Source organism: Vibrio sp. CCUG 15886 (genome assembly GCF_028570825.1).
Classification (GTDB): Bacteria; Pseudomonadota; Gammaproteobacteria; order Enterobacterales; family Vibrionaceae; genus Vibrio; species Vibrio vulnificus_B.
The window spans coordinates 1,221,997-1,241,123 of record NZ_JAQQBT010000001.1 but is presented as its reverse complement, the minus strand read 5'-3'; the positions used below and the strand labels follow the sequence as shown (position 1 = coordinate 1,241,123).

Here is a 19,127-nt window from a genome sequence, read left to right as displayed (position 1 = left end):
TAATGAAACAACGCATTCTTCAAGTAAAAGATCTCAACGTAAGCTTCCCGACCAGTACGGAACATTTTCACGCAGTTAAAGGGGTCAGTTTTGACCTCTATCGCGGCGAAACATTGTCGGTCATTGGTGAGTCAGGCTCTGGCAAATCGGTGACGTCGTCCGCCATCATGCAGTTGTTGGACAAACCGGGCCGTATTGATTCGGGTGAAATCCTTTACCAAAACGAGCAAGGGCAGATCATCGACATCGCGCAAATGGATCCGCGCAGTAAAGAGATGCGCTACATGCGCTGCTTCAACATCTCCTTGGTATCGCAAGAACCGATGGCGGCGCTCAGCCCAGTGCATACTGTGGGTGACCAAATCAAAGAAGTGCTCTGTTTGGTTGAGCCGAACATCACCAAAGAGCGAGCGCACACACGCACGTTAGAACTGCTATATCAAGTGCAAATGCCAGAGCCGGAAAGTTTGATCAACAAGTACTCGTTTGAACTCTCCGGGGGGCAGCGTCAACGTGTGGTGATCGCTATGGCGATTGCCTCCAATCCAGATATCTTGATTGCCGATGAGCCAACCACGGCGCTGGATGTGACCACACAGGCGGAGATTCTCGACCTGTTTGCCGAGCTGCAACAGCAATTTGGCATGGCGATTCTGTTCATTACCCACGACTTGGGTGTCGTGGCACAGATTTCCGATCGCGTCGCGGTGATGGAAAAAGGCGTATTAGTGGAGTGTGGCGAGGTACGGCAGATTTTTGAGAACCCTCAACACCCCTACACGTGCAAGTTAATGGAAGCGACGCGCGCTTTGGAAAAACCGTCCAAAGTGAAAGTGCCGTTTGCGCTGGATGTGAATAATGCGCCCCGTCCGATTCTGGATTTGAGTGGCGTGAGCAAAATCTTTGAAAAACCCTCGAAGATGTTCCAGAAAAAGCGCTTTATGACGGCGGTCGATAACGCCAGTTTAACCCTTTATCCGGGGGAATCTTTAGGCATCGTTGGCGAATCGGGTTCCGGCAAAAGTACTTTGGGCCGTGCGATTTTGGGCATGTCACCAGCGAGCACGGGTTCGATCCAATACGTGGATGAGGACTCAGGGCGTGAAATTGAACTGTCTGATTACAAGCGTCAGAAACGCGATCCTTTGTTTGCCGATCTGCGTTTGATCTTTCAAGACCCATGGTCATCACTCAATCCACGCATGACGGTGTTTGACATCATTGAAGAGCCGCTTTTGAAGCTACGCACCGAAATGAGCAAAAAGCAGCGTGAAGAACGAGTACGCAACATCATGAAATGGGTTGGGCTTCCGCCAGAATTCTCCAGTCGCTACCCGCATGCTTTCTCAGGCGGTCAGCGCCAGCGCATCGTGATTGCACGCGCTTTGGTCACCATTCCTAAAGTGGTGATTGCCGATGAAGCGACTGCAGCACTGGATGTGTCGCTGCGTTCTCAGGTGTTGGATCTGCTGATTGAGTTCCAAAACACTTATGGCACGGCGTTTATCCTCATCACCCACGACATCGCAACCGTGAAATATTTCTGTGATCGCGTGCTGGTGTTGCAACATGGCCATATTGTTGAGCAAGGAAGCGTTGAGCAGGTCATTTTCAACCCGCAGCAAGCCTATACCAAACAACTGATTGCGGCGGTGCCTGTCGCTGAGCTCCCACCGGAGGAAGCGGCAAAAAAGATTGCATAGCTCCGTGTTAATCATGGGGCGTCACCAACAAACAGCCTCCTGTCACCCAGGAGGCTTTTTTTGTCTGAGCAAAACGGAAAAGGATCTACATCATGGGGAAGAACACCTCTATCATTCGGCGTATTCAACTGTTGGTAATACTGTTAACGCTGGTGCTTATTTCGGTCTGTGGTTTATCGATATGGCAGGGAAAGCAATTGATTCATCAACTCGATCAGTTGTCTGAACATACGATGCGACAAATGCAGCGCCAAGCGATGAGCTTAAGTTTGGTCAGTAATATTGAAAATCGAATTCTTTCTATCCCAGCCGCAGAGTCGCTGGAAAACGCATCATCGGAACTGTTGCAGCCGATGTCGACGTTGCAAGAGCGTTTGTCTTCCCATTCTTTCTCAAGGAGACATACAGAAGGGTTGCTGGATGAAACCCAGCAGCTATTGGATAAAGCGCTTTTAGGCTCTGGAATGCGTGCTGAGTTAGAGAAAAAACGGCAAGCGCATCAACTCGCCATCACCAAAGTTAAACGTAAAATTTACGCTTTGGCCGTCAGTTCGGACGACATGAACACTACCATGCTGGTAGACAGTGTGAGCAGTGATATTGATGGCTTGAGTTTTAATATTAACCGCGCATTAACCAGTGACGATCCCGCTGCCATCAGTCAGTTAAGAGAGAAGAATCGCGCGCTAGCTCGATCGATAGAGGAGAAGAGTAAGCAGTTAAAAACGCGCAGTCGCCAATATGGTCAACGCGATGCCGCTTTGGTCAGCAAAGTACTGTTGGATGCGTTTGAATCCTCGGGGGTGGTGTACGCTCAGCTGCTGTTGGCTGAAAACCAAAAGCAGGTTCAGCAGCAAGCTCAGCAACTTGCCCACCGTTTATCTAAGGTGGGAGAGCAGCTTGAAGTGGCCAACCAACAGCTGTTGGAAGAGGTCGCGCTGAGAGTTGAAAATGCGCAAGCCGATCAAGCGCTTTATCACGTTCAATTGATTGGCTTTGTCTTACTGATTGGCGGCTTCAGCTGTGTCATAGCGATCAATGTGTCGAGTACACTCAAACGTAGCCTGCGGTTACTGATTGGTACGATTCAGCGGATGGCGGAGAGTGACCTGACCCAATCGGTGCCCAACTCATTGCCTGCTGAGTTTGGCCGATTAGCTCGCCATTTAGAACAGTTGCGTCAGTCTCAACTGGCGATGATTGACACCCTCACCCACAGTTCTACGAAATTAAACCAAGTCATCCAACAGAATGGCCAGCGAACTTCAGGCCTAACTCAGGCGTTGCAACAGCAAGCCGAGCGAACAGCGAGCGTCGTTCATCACACACATCAACTCACGCAGTTTATTGGCGATATTGATGATGAAAGTGAATCCGGAGCACGTCAGGCGACACTAGCAAGCCAAGAAGCGTATAACGGTTCTTTGAACGTCAATGAAAATATTGAGCGTCATTTGGCGTTAGAACACAAACTGCAATTGGCGGTAGAGACCATGCATCGTCTAAAGCAGAGTGCCGCACAGATAAATTTAGCGATGAAATTCATTGATGAAGTCGCCCAGCAAACCAACTTGTTGGCGTTAAACGCGGCAATTGAATCCGCGAGGGCAGGCGCGCATGGGCGTGGGTTTGCGGTGGTGTCCGATGAAGTGAGAACCTTAGCCGAGCGCACCTCTGGCTCGGTGGTGGAAGTGCGTGACATCATCGATGTGCTTCATCATGACGTAGACACCGCGGTAGTGCAGATAGAGCACTGTAATCGAGAGATGCAGGATTCGATGAACAGTGCCAAACAGGCCGTCGAATCGGTCAACCGTGTGAAAACGTGCCTAGATCTGAGCAGTCAAACTGCGCAATCCATCTCAGCAGCAACAAAGCAGCAGCGCAGCCTCACGCGGCAAATCGCGGCGAAAATTGCCGAAATTCAAAGCGATTCACAGACCAACTTAGACCAAATCAGCCATTTGGTGACGACTGGAAACGAGCTGCAAACCATGGCTGCCCAGCAGCAAAAATTGGTCGCTCAATACGTTGTTTGACAAGGCTTAACGGCAAGTTAAGCTTCATCTCCTATTACTTCAAATAGCAAAATATCAAAGGGGCGCAATCTTGCCCCTTTGTTGTTACTTTCTCGTCGACTAAGCGTAGGTTTTGAGGGATTTTTGCATTCCCTTGCCGATCACGACGATGATCACTGCTCCAAGTAGAACCGGAGTCAGTAAAAAGTCCCAATTTTGCCCTGTCATCATAATCAGCAACGGATTCGCACCCGCAGGTGGGTGCGTAGTTTTCGTCAGCAGCATTGCTGAGACGGCGAGGCCGCTCGCGAGCGCCAAGCTTATAGGATTTACCCCTATGTAGTGAGCGAAAAGAGCCCGACAACGCGGTGATTGCGCAATGCTTAAACACCCTCAATCGACTGCAACGATGAAGCATAATTGGCTGCGATGACAAAAAAGCCCGGCGTTGAGCCGGGCAAATACAGTGGAATGAGAGGTTAAATTATTTGAGTTTTACGCTGTATGAAATCAGCACTTTTGTATCGTTACGATCCGCTTTGTGTACGATGTCGTTGCCACGGAATTTGCTGCGGAAGGTGCGAATATTTAGGCCTTCCAATGCGCCATCCATGAACTTGTAGCCGATGTTCCAATCGAAAGAGTGCATAGAGCCATCGTATTCTTTTTCAGTTAAGCTTGAGCGAACATTGGTACCGTAGTTACCACCGATACCCGCGGTCAGCTCTGGCAGATCCCAGCTGGCAAAGTTGTAGTTCACCGCCAATTTAACCGCTTTGGTACCGTCAGCGTTGTAGTCATCTAGGCCAGAGGTGGTTTGCTGGAAGTTACGGTTGTCCGAGTTTGCCCAAGGGGTAAGGCGGAAGTTGTAGCTAAGCTCTTGACCACCGGTGTCTGTGCTGCTGACGCCCGCAATCCACGTAAAGCCGCCGTGCTTAATGTTGGCACCAAGGCCAAGATAGCTTTGTGCTTCCTCTTTGTTGCTCACTACGTTGGTAGTTAAAGCACTCTTTTCTAGAATCGAACCGTGGTAGAACGCGCTTAGGCCCACTTTGGCCGAACCTAGATCGAAATTGTATTTCCCTAGGGCTTGCCAGTTTTGACGGTAGTCTTTACCCACACCGTAACCGACGTCAATTTGGCCTTGGTCGAACTTATAGATCGCACCGAGTGTTTGAATGTGGTCGATCACCGTGTTGGTGGTGTCAGCGCCTTTCAATTGGTTTTGGTGCCATTTGGTGGTCATTGGCAAAAACTCTTTGCGCCAATCGTTCTTAAATTGGTCCGCAATTGCGTAGCCGACAATCAAGTTACCAAAATGCGCTTTGGCTTCAAGACCACGATAAGCGTGCGGGTTCAGGCCCCAGCTAGAACGAATGGTACCAATGTTAATTTGTGTGTAACCACCACGCAGAGCAAGGCCAGCATCCTCGTTACCAAACTTCGCTTTTAGTGCGGCGACTGAGAGTGCAGCATAAGACTTCTCACACCCCTTGCCATCGTAGGCTGGGTTGTTTTGACACTCATGATCAAAGTAAAGGATCTCCGACATGCCAGTGGTATTGCCAAGTTGCAGGTTGGTGTTCGCCCAGATATCCAAGCCGATGGTGTCTTTGAAATAGCCCGATTTGTAGTCCCATGCCAGTTGCAGAGTTTGGTTTTCAATGTTTGGCGACCATTCACCCGTGGTCATGTTTTTCTGTTCACGATCACGAATGTATAAGAACGAGTGTAGGCGAGAGGTCGAGCCATCATAAAAAGCCTGTTTGGCTTCAGTGGCTAGGTCAACTGCAGCGGCACTCTGGTTACGAATATCGTTTGGGTCGACATCATTGGCGAAAACAGTACCGGAAGTTAGGGCGGCCAGTACAGCGGTAGAGATCAGAGAAAGATTGATTCTATGTTGCATATCCATATATTCCATTTTTGTGTAGAGGAGAATTCTATTTGCAATGTGAATATTATTGATATTTGTAATTATTTAAACTGAAACATCGTTTTGTGTTTTAAAAACCGGATGTTCATCAAAAATAAAAGAGTATTGTGATTTGTGTTTATGTGTTTTGTTTCTTATGCGATTTTCTATTTAAAAGTCAGAGAATAAAACACAGTAGAATATGGAGATGAGGGGCGGTGAAGCTTGTGTGTAATGATGGATTGAGTAGGAAGCCGAGTGTTTTTTTTTGCCGATAGTGGGCCGGGTGAGGGATGAGATTTTCATCTAATTATTTGATTTTAATATTGTAAAGTAAATTTTATTTCTTTTTTTAATGTGTGTTGTGGTGAGAGTTAGGGGGATGGGAAGGTGGAAGAATAAGAGCCCCATAAGGGGCTCTTAAAGATTGCAAACAATATCTTGGAAAACTAACAGCTATATCCAATTTTCACTAATAACTACTTTCGTAGGGCCAATATCAATGAAAATTCGCGTGGAGTTATCGACGATTTTTATTTGCAAAATTTGAATAGAGTGATTGCTCTTCAACGTTTTCACTATCACGTTTAAATAATCAATATGCAATACCTTTTAATTGATTGTGTGATTTCATATTCAATTTACTGCTGAATATTTTTTCACTGATTTCAATTATTCTGTTATCTAGTCATTCTATTTCTCACAGATGTTAGCATTCATCTATCCATTCAATCTATTTTGAAATGATGTTTTATAATCAAAATCACATAATTTAAATCAATTAATCATTAAAAATGAAAAGCTGTTTTGTTTCTATTGATTGCGTTATGTTGGTTGTTTATAGTGCTGGTATTCATGTTGTTTATGTATCTTTGCCCAACTTAACGCAGCAGTTTCAAATGGTTTGGGTGTATGAACGCACGAATAAAACAAGCCAACGGTGTGGGAACGGCCATGACCGCGGTTTGAAGTGATGATTAACCGCTTTTAAGCATGCCTCTGCTGCCAGCTAAGCAGCGTAATAACGGTGTTTTGTGAGGACCAACCAATGGTGTCAGAGGCCACTGCTTGACGGTTAGCAAGCGGCGCTTTTTAGTTAAGAGCACGCCATCATCTTCCCATTTGAAATCGACAGTTGTTAGAGGAATAGTGATGCGCGCTGTGAAACACCGCCAACTATCGCTGCTTTTTCCCTTTTTAAAGTGGTTACCAAGCGTCAACGCTCAATCTTTGCAAGCCGATTTTTGGGCTGGCCTGACTGGGGCGATTATTGTTCTGCCGCAAGGGATTGCTTATGCGATGATTGCAGGATTGCCTGCTGAGTTTGGCTTGTACACCGCCATCATTCCGGCGATTTTGGCCTCATTGTTTGGTTCTTCCCATCATCTTATTTCTGGCCCAACGGCGGCACTTTCGGTGATCGTCTTTACCACGGTTAGCCAGTTCGCGGAGCCGAGCACACCGCTTTATATCCAGCTCTGTTTCACCTTGACCCTGTGCGCTGGCGTTATTCAATTGCTGTTTGGTTTGCTGCGTTTTGGCGCAGTGGTGAACTTTGTGTCCCATTCGGTGGTGCTGGGTTTTACCGCTGGGGCGGCGATTGTGATTGGAGTGAGCCAGTTAAAACACGTACTGGGTTTGCAGTACAACTCTGGCGAAACCGCGATTGAAAACTTGCTGCTGCTGGGGAGCCATGCCGTTCATTTTAATGCCAAAGAGCTGTCAGTCGGTATGGTCACCATCTTGGTGTGCATAATGTGCAAACGAATTTGGCCGAAGCTCCCCCATATGTTATTGGCGACGCTAGCCTCAATGGCTTTTGCCTTGTGGATGAATCAGGCAGGATACCCGGTTTTGATGGTGAGCGAGGTGAGCAGCAGTTATCTCAGTCTCTCCTCGCCATTTGCCGGATTGAGTCATGTTGAACCCATGCTGGGGGGAATTGTCGCGGTGGCGATGCTCGGTTTAGTCGAAGCGATTTCAATCAGCCGCTCAGTCGCGCTCAAGTCACGTCAATCACTGGACAGCAACCAAGAATTTGTTGGTCAAGGCCTCTCCAACATTGTGGGATCGTTTTTCTCTTGTTACGTCTCTTCCGGTTCGTTTACGCGTAGTGGCGTTAACTACAGCAGTGGTGCGAAAACACCATTAGCGGCGGTATTTGCTGCGCTTTTGTTGTTGGTGATCATGCTGCTGTTTGCCCCTTATGCGGCTTACATTCCCATCGCGGGGATGGGCGGCTTACTCTTGGTGGTTGCCTGGCATTTAGTCGATGTTCACCACATTACCACCATCGTCAAACACGACAAAAAGGAAGCGGTGGTGTTGGTTGCCACCTGTTTGGCGGCACTATTTCTTCATCTTGAACTCTCTATCTATGTCGGCGTTGGCGCTTCGCTGTTTTTTTATCTACGTAAAACCTCGCGCCCAGCGATTGAACGGCTGAGCCACGATGAGCTGAACCTTGAGCAGCAGGACGACATTGCGGTGATCCGTATTAATGGCTCGATATTTTTTGGCTGCGTGCAATATCTTCATCAAGAGATGCAGAACGTCAGTGCTAAGCATCTGATTATTCTCGGCCGAGGCATCAACTTTATTGATCACCTTGGGGTGCAAATGCTCGATGACTATGTCTCCACCAGTGGTCGCCATGTTTATTTCTGCCGTTTTAAAGCCAGCGCCAAAGCGTCATTGCTCAATGGTGCAACGTCGGTGCGTGAAGAGCATTTTTCTGAACGGTTGACACCACTGTTAACGCTAATTTGTAAGGGATAATTATGAAAGTACTTGTGACGGGGGGCTGTGGCTACATTGGCAGTCACGCTTGTGTCGCTTTGGTCCGCGCGGGGCATCAGCCGATCGTGCTGGATAACTTCAGTAACAGCCACCCCAATGTGGTGGCACGAATCGAAACGTTGATTGGTCAACCGTTGGTGGTGTATCAGGGCGACATTCGTGACCGACTGGTGCTGGATGCTATTTTTGATCAACACGAGATTGGCGCCGTGATGCATTTTGCTGGCTTAAAAGCGGTCGGGGAGTCGGTCGAAAAACCGCTGGAGTATTACGACAACAACCTGACCGGGACGCTGAACTTGATTGCCGCGATGCGTGTGGCGCATGTTTATCGGTTGATTTTCAGCTCATCGGCCACCGTCTATGGCGACCCCAAAACCGTGCCCATTACGGAGGCGGCCCCAACGGGTGCCACCACCAATCCTTACGGCACCAGCAAACATATGGTGGAACGCTGCTTAAGCGATTTTTCCGCCGCCAACCCCGACTGGAGCATTACCTTACTGCGCTATTTTAACCCTATTGGTGCGCACCCCAGCGGCTTGATTGGCGAAGACCCAAGCGGCATACCGAACAATCTGATGCCCTTCATTACTCAAGTGGCGATTGGTCGCCGTGAGAGATTGTCGATTTTTGGCGACGATTACCCAACAGCGGATGGCACCGGCGTGCGCGACTACATTCATGTGCAAGATCTGGTGGAAGGGCACGTGGCGGCACTGGAAAAGCGGGGGAATGTCCGCGGTCTGCACACATACAATTTAGGCACTGGAAATGGGGTGAGTGTGTTGCAGATGGTGGCCGCGATGAACCGAGTGTTGGGGCGCGAACTGCCAGTACGCATTGAGCCACGCAGAGCCGGTGATATTGCCCAATGTTTTGCCCAAGCCGACAAGGCCGCGCAGGAACTGGGCTGGAAAGCACAGCACGATTTAACGGATATGGTTGAGCACAGTTGGCACTGGCAGCAGCGCAATCCAAACGGTTACCAATCTTAGTTTGAAAGGAAACATTATGTCTCACGTATTTGATGTCGCCGAGCATCCACATCGTCGTTATAACCCACTAATGGGGGAATGGGTGCTGGTGTCACCACACCGAGCGAAAAGACCTTGGCAAGGTCAACAAGAAACCCTCAATGTTGAGTCATTGCCCAGCTATGAAAAAACCTGTTTTTTGTGCCCGACCAACACGCGCATTAGCGGTGATGTCAACCCGGATTATAGAGGCACCTTTGTCTTTAAAAACGATTTTGCGGCGCTGACCGAGCACACGCCGGATTCTCCGGTGAGTGACGACCCGCTGTTCCAACTGCACAGCGCCAAAGGGGAGAGCCGAGTGATCTGTTTTTCACCGGATCACAGCCGCACCTTGCCAGAACTGGCGCTGGAAGAAATTGAGCAAGTCATCACCACATGGATGACGCAAACGGAAGAGCTTGGCCAGCGTTACCCTTGGGTTCAGGTGTTTGAGAACAAAGGCGAAAGCATGGGCTGCTCTCAGCCCCATCCTCATGGGCAGATCTGGGCTAACAGCTTTATTCCCACTATTGTGGAGAAAAAAGATCATCATCAGCAGCGTTATTTTGAACAGCATCGCTCTCCGTTATTACTCGACTACATTGAGCGTGAGTTAGCAAGCGGTGAGCGCATCGTCGTAGAAAGTGACTTTTGGGTAGCATTAGTACCGTATTGGGCGGCGTGGCCATTTGAAACGCTGCTGTTACCGAAAGTGAAACTGAGCCGGTTGACCGAGTTGACCGATGAGTTAAAAGCGGATCTTGCGAAAGTCATCAAACAGCTCACCATTAAATATGACAACCTTTTCCAGTGCTCTTTCCCTTATTCCATGGGCTGGCACGGCGCACCCTTTGTGGCCGGGGAGCCGGAAGCTTATTGGCAAGTGCACGCGACGTTCCTTCCCCCTCTACTGCGCAGCGCAACGGTGCGCAAATTCATGGTGGGATACGAGATGTTGGCGGAAAGCCAACGCGATCTCACCCCAGAGCAAGCGGCCGAGCGCCTGCGCAATGCCGCCGACATTCACTACAAGCAAGGTCACGACAAGCAAAGTTGATTTTTCGCGGGCAGATTTGCCGCGCAATGCGCAAAAAATTTTCGCCTGAGAATGGGTTGAAAAGTAGTTTTGATTTATTTGAAGAGGTTTTCTTCTTTTTGAAGGGAGCGGAATAAAAAGGAAAGGAATAATGATTTTAGAGGCGTTCAATTTAGACGGTAAGGTGGCGCTTGTCACAGGGTGCAATACAGGTCTTGGTCAAGGCATGGCAGTGGCGCTGGCGCAAGCGGGTTGTGACATTGTTGGCGTGAACTACGCTGGGCCGGATGAAACCCCCGCATTGATAGAAGCCACAGGCCGCCGTTTTTACTCGATTGTGGCGGATCTCAGTGATGCCTCTGTGATTGCATCCGTTGTTGATCGTGCGGTTACCCAAGCAGGACGCATCGATATTCTGGTCAACAACGCGGGCATTATCCGTCGTGAAGATGCGATCAACTTCAGTGAGCAAGATTGGGATGACGTGATGAACCTCAACGCCAAGAGTGTGTTCTTCTTAGCTCAGGCGGCGGCTCGTCAGTTTCAAGCGCAGCAGTCTGGCGGCAAGATCATCAACATCGCGTCGATGCTCTCGTTCCAAGGCGGCATTCGTGTTCCCTCGTATACCGCGTCGAAAAGTGCCGTGATGGGCATCACTCGTTTGCTGGCTAACGAGTGGGCATCACAGGGGATCAATGTCAATGCCATTGCTCCAGGCTATATGGCCACCAATAACACGGCGGCGCTCAGAGCTGATGCTGAACGCAATCAAGCGATTTTAGAACGCATTCCGGCGCAGCGTTGGGGATTACCCAGTGATCTTGCTGGCCCTGTTGTGTTCTTGGCATCGTCCGCTTCTGACTACGTAAATGGTTACACCATCGCTGTTGATGGTGGTTGGTTAGCCCGTTAATGGGTTGCAAGAGAAAGCTGCTAGTCAGCTTTTTTTGAAATTAAAATTTAAATTGAAAAGGTGTTTTGAAAAATGTGAGCAATCTATGCGTTTATATAAAACTATCACTGTAAACTATAGATATATCATTGAGCATAACACCCACTTTGCACGACAAAGGTTTTGAGAGATTTCGGTATGAGTGAAGCGATCACGCTGCGTCCATTGCCAAGGGCGCTAGACGAAGAAAAAGTAGTCAACCATTTATCCACGGTGGTGGCAGCGATTAAACGGAACATTCCTAAGATCGGGGAACGTAACCCCAAGATCGGTACGGCGGACAATCAGTGGGAGTACTGTGGCCAGTTCGATTGGGTTTCTTCATTTTGGACAGGCGAGTTGTGGCTGTGCTATCAAATGACGGCTGAGCAATCGTTCAAAAACAGCGCCAAGCTGCGTAAACGTTACTTTGCAGACATGCTGCTAGACCCGTTTTGGTTGGATCACGATCTGGGTTTCCAATACAGTTTGAGCTGCGTGGCGGACTACAAGCTGACTGGTGATGAAGAGTCGAAAATGATGGCGATTCGCGCTGCTGACCATCTGATTCATCGCTTTAGAAAAATTGGTGGTTACATTGTGGCGTGGAATGATACTCATCCGCTCGGCCCTGAAATTACGCAAGGCAAATCGATCATCGACTCGCTGCAAAATACCGCTTTGTTGTTCTGGGCATCGCAAGTGACCGGTTCTCCGGTTTATGCGCAAGCGGCCACGCGCCACAGCGAAACCTTGGCGAAACACATTGTGCGTGAGGATTTCTCTACCTATCACTCGTTTAACTTCCACCCTGTGACTCAGCAGCCCATCAAAGGCGAGACCTTCCAAGGTTTTGCGGATGATTCGTGCTGGGCGCGCGGTCAATCTTGGGCGATTCACGGCTTTGCACAAACCTATCTTTACACCAAAGATGAACAGTTTCTGACCTTGGCGAAAAAGCTCGCGCGCTATGCGGTCGAGCAGATCACCGATGATGGCGTTCCCGTATGGGATTACTCATTGCCCGCGGATGAGATCCAGTACAAAGACAGCTCAGCCGGTGCGATTACTGCGGCGGGCTTGCTGCTGATTGCGCAGTGCATTGACGATGCCGAAGAGGCCAAACAATACCGCGATTGGGGCTTGTATCTACTGCAAGGCTTAATGCAGAGCTGCGATTTAACCGCCGATGAGCAAGCCCTTGGGCTTTTGGCGCACGGCGCGTCGTTTGTCAAAGTGGGTTTGTGCGACAACATGTTGCCCTACGGCGATTACTACTACCTAGAAGCCCTAATGCGCGCTAACGGCTACCAGAGCTTCTTCTGGTAAACCGAACTCAATAACTCATTCGGGGGAGCCTTTTCCCCCGTCTATCCCAACTTTTTGGAGCCTATCATGACCCAATTTGCCTCTCGTAAAGGTCATATGACCCTGCCTGTTGAAGAAGGACAGGAAGACGTCGTGCTGGATTTATATCAGCGCTGGCAAGCCGATGCACTGCGCGATAGCGATGGTACAACCATGCCAGATTCATTGGCCGAGCAAGACAGCGATATCTATTCTGTAATGTGTTTGGTGCGTGCGGATCAAGCGTATGCCAATCAACATCCAGAATACCTACACCGTAAATACTTGATGTCATTCCCTGTCACCGCGATGAGTGATCGCGTGGCGATTTTTCCACTCGATGGTTACAGCAAAGACAAGTATGAACTGGACGATGACAGCGATCCAAAACAGTGGTGGGAAGTGCGAAATCGCACTTTGAACAAAGTGATCCCGACGGATAAGTGGACCTTTGACGCACAATATCAGCGTATTGATATTGAAGATGCGATCCCATACCACGAATACACCATCACTTTCATGGCGCGCCAAGTGTGGGACAGCGTGTCGATGTACAACGCGCTGACCAACGATTGGAAAGGGCCGCGCATCAAGAGCCTTGACCCGTACCACCCAGAATGTCGCGCGCATCTATTGCAGCACTTTGCCCACTGGTTGGAGACGCACCCAAACACCACCGTGGTGCGTTTTACCACCTTCGCCTTCCTGTTCGTGATCGATACCGGTGAGAAGAATCAAGACATCTATCGCGATTGGACCGGCTATGGCGAAACGGTTAGCCCACGCGCATTAGAAGATTTTGAACAACGCTTTGGCTACAAGCTTTCTCCGGAAGACTTTGTTGATGCGGGTTACTACAACGGTACCTATAAAGTGCCTTCTCAGCAGTACCGCGATTGGATGACTTTCGTGCAAGATTTCGTGGTCGAATTTGCTGCAGAGTTGGTCAGCATGGCGCACCAAGCGGGCAAGAAAACCGCGATGTTCCAAGGCGATCACTGGATTGGCACCGAGCCGTTTCTTGAAAGTTATCAGAAGATTGGCATCGATATTAATGTTGGTGCGGTGGAAGATGGTGTGGCGCTGCGCCGTTTAACCGATTCCGGTGGCGATCAAATTCGAGAAGCACGTTTTTATCCCTATTTCTTCCCTGATGTGTTCCGCGAGGGCAACGATCCTGTGGTGGAATCGATGTCGAACTGGACCAAGATTCGTCGCGCGATGTTGCAAAAACCGTTGGATCGCATTGGCTATGGGGGCTATTTGTCACTTGCAAACCAGTTCCCGCACTTTATCGACCATGTGACGGATATTTCTCGTCAGTTCGGTGAGTATCTTGACAACACGCAACGCAGTGAATCGCAAAAACTGCCGGGCAAAGTGGCGGTGTTGAGCGCTTGGGGAACGGCGCGCAGTTGGCTGCAGAACCAAGCACGAGACCAGCGCTTTTATGTGCCACCACGCCCTGATGTGATGGAGCTGGTCGGCAATAACTTGCTGGAGTGTTTGTCTGGTCTGCCATTTGAGGTGGAGTTCATTAGCTTCGATGACATCGCTGAGAAGGGCATCGATCCAGACATCAAAGTGATCATTAACACCGGCGATGCCAACTCGGCTTGGAGTGGTGGCGAGTGTTGGGATGATCATAATGTTATCGTGAAACTGCGTCGGTTTGTCGCAGAAGGCGGCGGTCTACTTGGCGTGTCCGACCCTTCGGCGTGGCAAAAAAATGGCCGCTATTTCCAGCTGGGGGATGTGTTTGGGTTAGAGAAAGAGACCTCTTTGACCATGGGGCGTGTGGCGATGCCGTTGCAGATCGAAAAGCATCACTACCTCAGCCAGTTTATTCAGGGCGATGAAGACTTCGGTAACCCAAGCTATGTGTACCCGCAAGCGCAAGACCTCACCGTTCTGGCTGCGCAAGGGCAACATTTGGCGTTGACGGCACGTGGCTATGGCTCTGGCCGCGCGGTGTACTTGGGGAATCTGCCATTTAGCATGGAAAATGCCCGCCTGTTGCAACACATTTTGTTGTGGCTAACGCAGCAGGAAGAAACGGCACATGCCTGGCTGTCCAATAACCCTTATGTTGATGTAGCGTTCTACCCGCAAACCAACAAAGCGACAGCGGTGAACTTTACTGATGCGACTCAGCAGGTGACGGTATTGAACACCGATGGTGAGCCACAATCGATAACGCTGAAACCCTATGAATGGTGTTGGTTCGATAACTAAACCAAGCAAAGAAGGTAGAAGGTGCTGTCAAAGCACCTTCTTTTCATTCCGATAGACTCACCAAGGAGATGATTCGCATCATGCACTCGCAACATTTGATGCAGATCCGCAGCAAACTGTCACAATCCATCGTCGAGCTACAAAGGGGCATGCTGCACGAGCACGATTGGCATCAAACCATCGCTCAATACCAAAACGCATTTTCTCGCCAAACAGGCTGGCTCGATGCGCCGCTTGCAGACGCTGAGCAAGACGGAGAGCGTATTTTTGCCTATTTGCAGCGCGTATTGCTGCTCGCTTGCCAACACTACCAACGACCTTGTGCCTCGATTTTGGAAACGATTGAACAAGCGTTGGCGCACTGGTATCGACATAATCCGACCCACTGGAACTGGTGGTGGAATCAAATTGGCAAACAGCGGCTGCTGGGGCCGATTGCTTTGCTGCTCAGCAATGCGCTCTCGCCAGCATTGCAGCAAAAATTGATGGATGATCTGCCCGCCCAAGCGAGCATGACGGGGGCGAACAAAGCCGATCTGGCGAATGGAGTGGCGTATCGTGCATTGCTTGAAAACAATCAAACTCGCTTTGCCCAAGCCATGGCCGCTATCGCTGACACTATCGTGTTGACGCAAGAGGAGGGCATACAAGCCGATTTCTCTTACCAACAGCATGGGCCGCAATTACAGAACGGCGGTTATGGTGAATCTTTCCTAAATGTCGCTTTGCCGTGGGTGTATGCGGCGGCTGATACCTGCTTTCGCTTTTCAAGTGATCAACAACGTTTACTGCTCAGCTATTTCTTACAAGGTTCGATGTGGATGACGCGTACCGGGCGCTGGGATTACAACGTGTGTGGCCGAGCCATCGCCAAGCCTGATTTGGAGAAACCGCACAGTCGCGCGTCTTTGAAAGCGCAAGTGACCATGCTGATGGCGCTGTTTCCTCAACATCGCTTGCCACTCGAAAGTTACCTCGCGCACCTTGATGGCCGTGCGTATCCCTTTGCGGGGTTTAAACATTTTTGGCGCTCAGACTATTCTGCCATGGTGAACCATCGCTTTTCGGTGACGGTGAAAAACAATTCGCGCCGCACCAAGCCGATTGAAACAGGCAATCAAGAGAACTTACTTGGTTTCTGGCTCGGTTTTGGCAGCATGAACATCAGCGTGACGGGCGACGAATACCACGATATTTATCCTTACTGGGATTGGGCAAAAATCCCTGGGGTTACCTCGCCCAGCGTGGCCATGCCCGCGCACGAATGGGGGCGCATCGAGCAAAACACCGAGTGGACTGGCGGCGTCAGCAATGGTCGATGGGGGATCGCCAGCTTTGAGTTGGATGTTCAGCAAACTCAGGGTTTGAAATCGTGGTTTTTCTGTGGCGACGCCATTGTGGCGCTGGGGGCTGGCATTCGTTCTGAACATCAAAGCCCCATCGTCACCGCTATCAATCAATGCCATGCGCAAACGCCTGTTTTTCACCAGAATGAGAATGGGGTGGAGCGGTGTGATGCTGTTGCCGTTCAAGGTTGGCTTCATCATGCCAATGTCGGTTATCTGCTTGGCGAGGGTAAGGCGTATTTGCGTTGCGATGAACAACAGGGCAGTTGGCAGAAAATTAATGCGCATTTGAGTGATGAAAAAGTTGCTGGCAAGGTGTTTAGCCTGTGGATTGAACATGGCGTACAGCCGCACGACGCCGGCTATCACTACACACTGTTACCGGGAGCGACACTGGCGAAAACCCAACAGTATGCCGCTCAACCCGAAGCGCAAGTGCTGCGTAATTTGCCTCAGTTGCAAGCGGTTCAGTTTCGTCATGAAGTCGGCTGTGTGTTTCGCCAAGCCGGCCGCCTAGAGCTGGCAAGCTTCGCTCATCAACCCGCTTTTGCGTTGGAAGCGGACAAACCCTGTTTGCTACTTTGTGAGCGCACATCGGTTGGCTTTCGTTTGGCTCTGTCGACGCCGGGCAGAGCCGACAAGGTGCAGATCACCTTGCATCAAGGCGGTCAAGCGTTCGCAGTGACCATCGAAACCTCGGCGCTGCCTGATAAGTTGGGCGAAAGCGTGCTGGTGGATATCGAAGCGGAACCGAGTATGGCACGCGATAGCTGAACCGAAAACCAGACAAAAAAAACGCCCTGTGATGAACAGGGCGTTGATTTGATGGTATTTAACGGCGATTAAGCGATTTGGCTCTCTTCCATTTCTGGGCAGTCGTCGGCAAGAAAGCCGCCGGTTTGGTGTGCCCACAACTGCGCATAAATACCGTTGTTTTGCAGCAGTTTTTGGTGCGAGCCTTGCTCAACAATATTGCCCTTATCCAGCACGATCAGGCGATCCATCTGTGCAATGGTCGACAAGCGGTGAGCAATCGCAATCACGGTTTTGCCTTGCATCAGCTCGTTCAAGCTTTCTTGAATGGCCGCTTCCACTTCCGAGTCGAGGGCTGAGGTCGCTTCATCCAGCACCAAAAGTGGTGCGTCTTTGAGCAGCACGCGAGAAATCGCAATGCGCTGACGTTGACCTCCCGAGAGTTTCACCCCGCGCTCACCCACTTGCGCATCGTAGCCGACGTTGCCAAACGGGTCGGTGAGGGTTTCGATAAACTCATGCGCGTGTGCTTGCTTAGTGGCGCGCAACAGCTCTTCTTCGCTGGCATCCGGATTACCATAAAGAATGTTCTCGCGAATCGAGCGGTGCAGCAGTGAGGTGTCTTGCGTCACCATACCAATTTGCGCACGCAGCGAATCTTGCGTCACCTCAGAGATGGTTTGGCCGTCGATCTTGATCTTGCCGCTCTCCACATCGTGGAAACGCAGCAGTAGGTTAACCAGCGTTGATTTGCCCGCGCCAGAGCGCCCCACTAGGCCAATTTTCTCACCCGGTTTGATGTGCAAATTGAGATGGTTAATCACGCCTTTGTTTTCACCGTAGTGGAAACTCACGTCGTCAAACTCAATGCCGCCCTGCTTCACCACGAGCTCAGTGGCTTGTGGTTTGTCTTGAATATCAATCGGTTTGGACAGCGTTTTCATGCCATCGACCACCGTGCCCATGTTTTCAAACAGTGAACCCACTTCCCACATGATCCACATCGACATTCCATTGATACGCAACGCTAAGCTCACGGCAATGGCAATCGCGCCAATGCTGATCGCACCGCCTAACCAAAGGTGGATGGAGAGCGCGCCAATCGAAAACACCAGCACATAGTTGGTCACCTGCACCGCGATATTGAAGCCGGTTACCAAGCGCATTTGGCGATGAACCGTGTCTAAGAACTCGCGCATGCCGCTTTCGGCATACTCGGTCTCGCGTTTGCTGTGCGAAAACAGTTTCACCGTTTGGATATTGGTGTAGCTGTCGACAATGCGACCGGTCATGGTAGAGCGGGCATCTGCTTGCGCTGAAGCGACATCTTTGAGCTTAGGGACAAAGTAAACTTGAATGCCGATGTAGATCAGCAGCCAAATCACCATCGGCACCATCAAACGCCAGTCGGCCGCCGCGAGCATCACAATGATGCTGGTGAAATAGACCGACACATAAACAAACACGTCCATGGTTTTCATCACCGATTCACGCACCGCCAACGAGGTCTGCATCACTTTGGTGGCGACACGCCCGGCAAAATCATCTTGATAGAAGTTCAAGCTTTGATTAAGCAAATAGCGGTGCGCCAACCAGCGGATCGACATCGGGTAGTTGCCCAGCAGACTTTGATGCACCAGCAGTGAGTAGCCAACGATCAGGGTTGGCATCACCACTAAAAGTATCACGCCGTAATAAATCAGCTCACTTTGGTTTTGCTCAAGGAAGGTTTGTGGATCGCTGTTGCTCAGCCAGTCGACAAGTTGTCCCATGGCACCAAACAGCGACACCTCGACAATCGCGACGATGGTGGACAGCAGTGACATCAAAATCAGCGGTTTTTCAAACCCACGAGTGTAGTGGCGGCAAAAAGCCAGTAACCCTTCAGGTGGTTGTTCCGGCGTTCCGGCCGGAAACGGATTGGTAAAACTTTCAAATCGTTTAAACATAACGCTTCCTAAAAATAACAACGCCCACACTGCCAGAAGGTGCGGGTAAAAAAAGAAGTGGTGGAAGGGCGAAAAG

11 protein-coding genes and 1 pseudogene are annotated in these 19,127 nt (G+C 50.1%); 9 read left to right on the top strand and 3 right to left on the bottom strand.

Annotated elements, in window-relative coordinates; genetic code table 11:
* Positions 1–2: 2 nt before the first annotated feature.
* Entirely contained in the window at positions 3–1,703 is a 1,701-nt protein-coding gene (locus tag PQQ36_RS05315) for a dipeptide ABC transporter ATP-binding protein (RefSeq protein ID WP_011152822.1), read from the top strand.
* Positions 1,704–1,795: 92 nt separating this feature from the next.
* Positions 1,796–3,742: a methyl-accepting chemotaxis protein gene (locus tag PQQ36_RS05310; RefSeq protein ID WP_047111290.1), complete on the top strand. Its 1,947-nt coding sequence runs from the start codon at positions 1,796–1,798 to the stop codon at positions 3,740–3,742.
* Positions 3,743–3,841: 99 nt separating this feature from the next.
* Here the strand turns inward: PQQ36_RS05310 and PQQ36_RS05305 are convergent.
* Positions 3,842–4,072 (bottom strand): annotated as a pseudogene (locus PQQ36_RS05305) (HPP family protein); the annotation flags it as partial.
* A 133-nt stretch (positions 4,073–4,205) separates the two neighbouring features.
* Entirely contained in the window at positions 4,206–5,645 is a 1,440-nt protein-coding gene (locus PQQ36_RS05300; protein WP_273660530.1) for an OprD family outer membrane porin, read from the bottom strand.
* A 1,143-nt stretch (positions 5,646–6,788) separates the two neighbouring features.
* Between PQQ36_RS05300 and PQQ36_RS05295 the strand changes: the two genes are divergently transcribed.
* The 7 genes from PQQ36_RS05295 (at position 6,789) to PQQ36_RS05265 (ending at position 17,123) form a co-directional block, all read left to right on the top strand.
* The gene (locus PQQ36_RS05295; protein ID WP_273660529.1) at positions 6,789–8,414 is read left to right on the top strand and encodes a SulP family inorganic anion transporter; all 1,626 of its coding nucleotides are present in this window, start codon (positions 6,789–6,791) and stop codon (positions 8,412–8,414) included.
* 2 nt (positions 8,415–8,416) lie between these two features.
* A complete protein-coding gene (gene galE / locus PQQ36_RS05290; RefSeq protein WP_273660528.1) occupies positions 8,417–9,433 on the top strand; it encodes a UDP-glucose 4-epimerase GalE in 1,017 nt (338 codons plus the stop codon).
* A 16-nt stretch (positions 9,434–9,449) separates the two neighbouring features.
* The gene (locus PQQ36_RS05285; protein WP_273660527.1) at positions 9,450–10,511 is read left to right on the top strand and encodes a UDP-glucose--hexose-1-phosphate uridylyltransferase; all 1,062 of its coding nucleotides are present in this window, start codon (positions 9,450–9,452) and stop codon (positions 10,509–10,511) included.
* 130 nt (positions 10,512–10,641) lie between these two features.
* A complete protein-coding gene (kduD, locus tag PQQ36_RS05280) occupies positions 10,642–11,403 on the top strand; it encodes a 2-dehydro-3-deoxy-D-gluconate 5-dehydrogenase KduD (protein ID WP_015728433.1) in 762 nt (253 codons plus the stop codon).
* Between the two features lie 177 nt (positions 11,404–11,580).
* Positions 11,581–12,750, top strand: a complete 1,170-nt coding sequence (locus tag PQQ36_RS05275; RefSeq protein ID WP_015728432.1) for a glycoside hydrolase family 88 protein — start codon at positions 11,581–11,583, stop codon at positions 12,748–12,750.
* Positions 12,751–12,816: 66 nt separating this feature from the next.
* Positions 12,817–15,003 (top strand): 1,3-beta-galactosyl-N-acetylhexosamine phosphorylase, encoded by a 2,187-nt coding sequence (gene gnpA / locus PQQ36_RS05270; protein WP_263158328.1) that lies wholly within the window; start codon positions 12,817–12,819, stop codon positions 15,001–15,003.
* An 80-nt stretch (positions 15,004–15,083) separates the two neighbouring features.
* Positions 15,084–17,123 (top strand): polysaccharide lyase 8 family protein, encoded by a 2,040-nt coding sequence (locus PQQ36_RS05265; protein ID WP_263158329.1) that lies wholly within the window; start codon positions 15,084–15,086, stop codon positions 17,121–17,123.
* 68 nt (positions 17,124–17,191) lie between these two features.
* Here the strand turns inward: PQQ36_RS05265 and PQQ36_RS05260 are convergent, their stop codons facing one another.
* Positions 17,192–19,051 (bottom strand): ABC transporter ATP-binding protein, encoded by a 1,860-nt coding sequence (locus PQQ36_RS05260; RefSeq protein WP_273660524.1) that lies wholly within the window; start codon positions 19,049–19,051, stop codon positions 17,192–17,194.
* Positions 19,052–19,127: the final 76 nt, after the last annotated feature.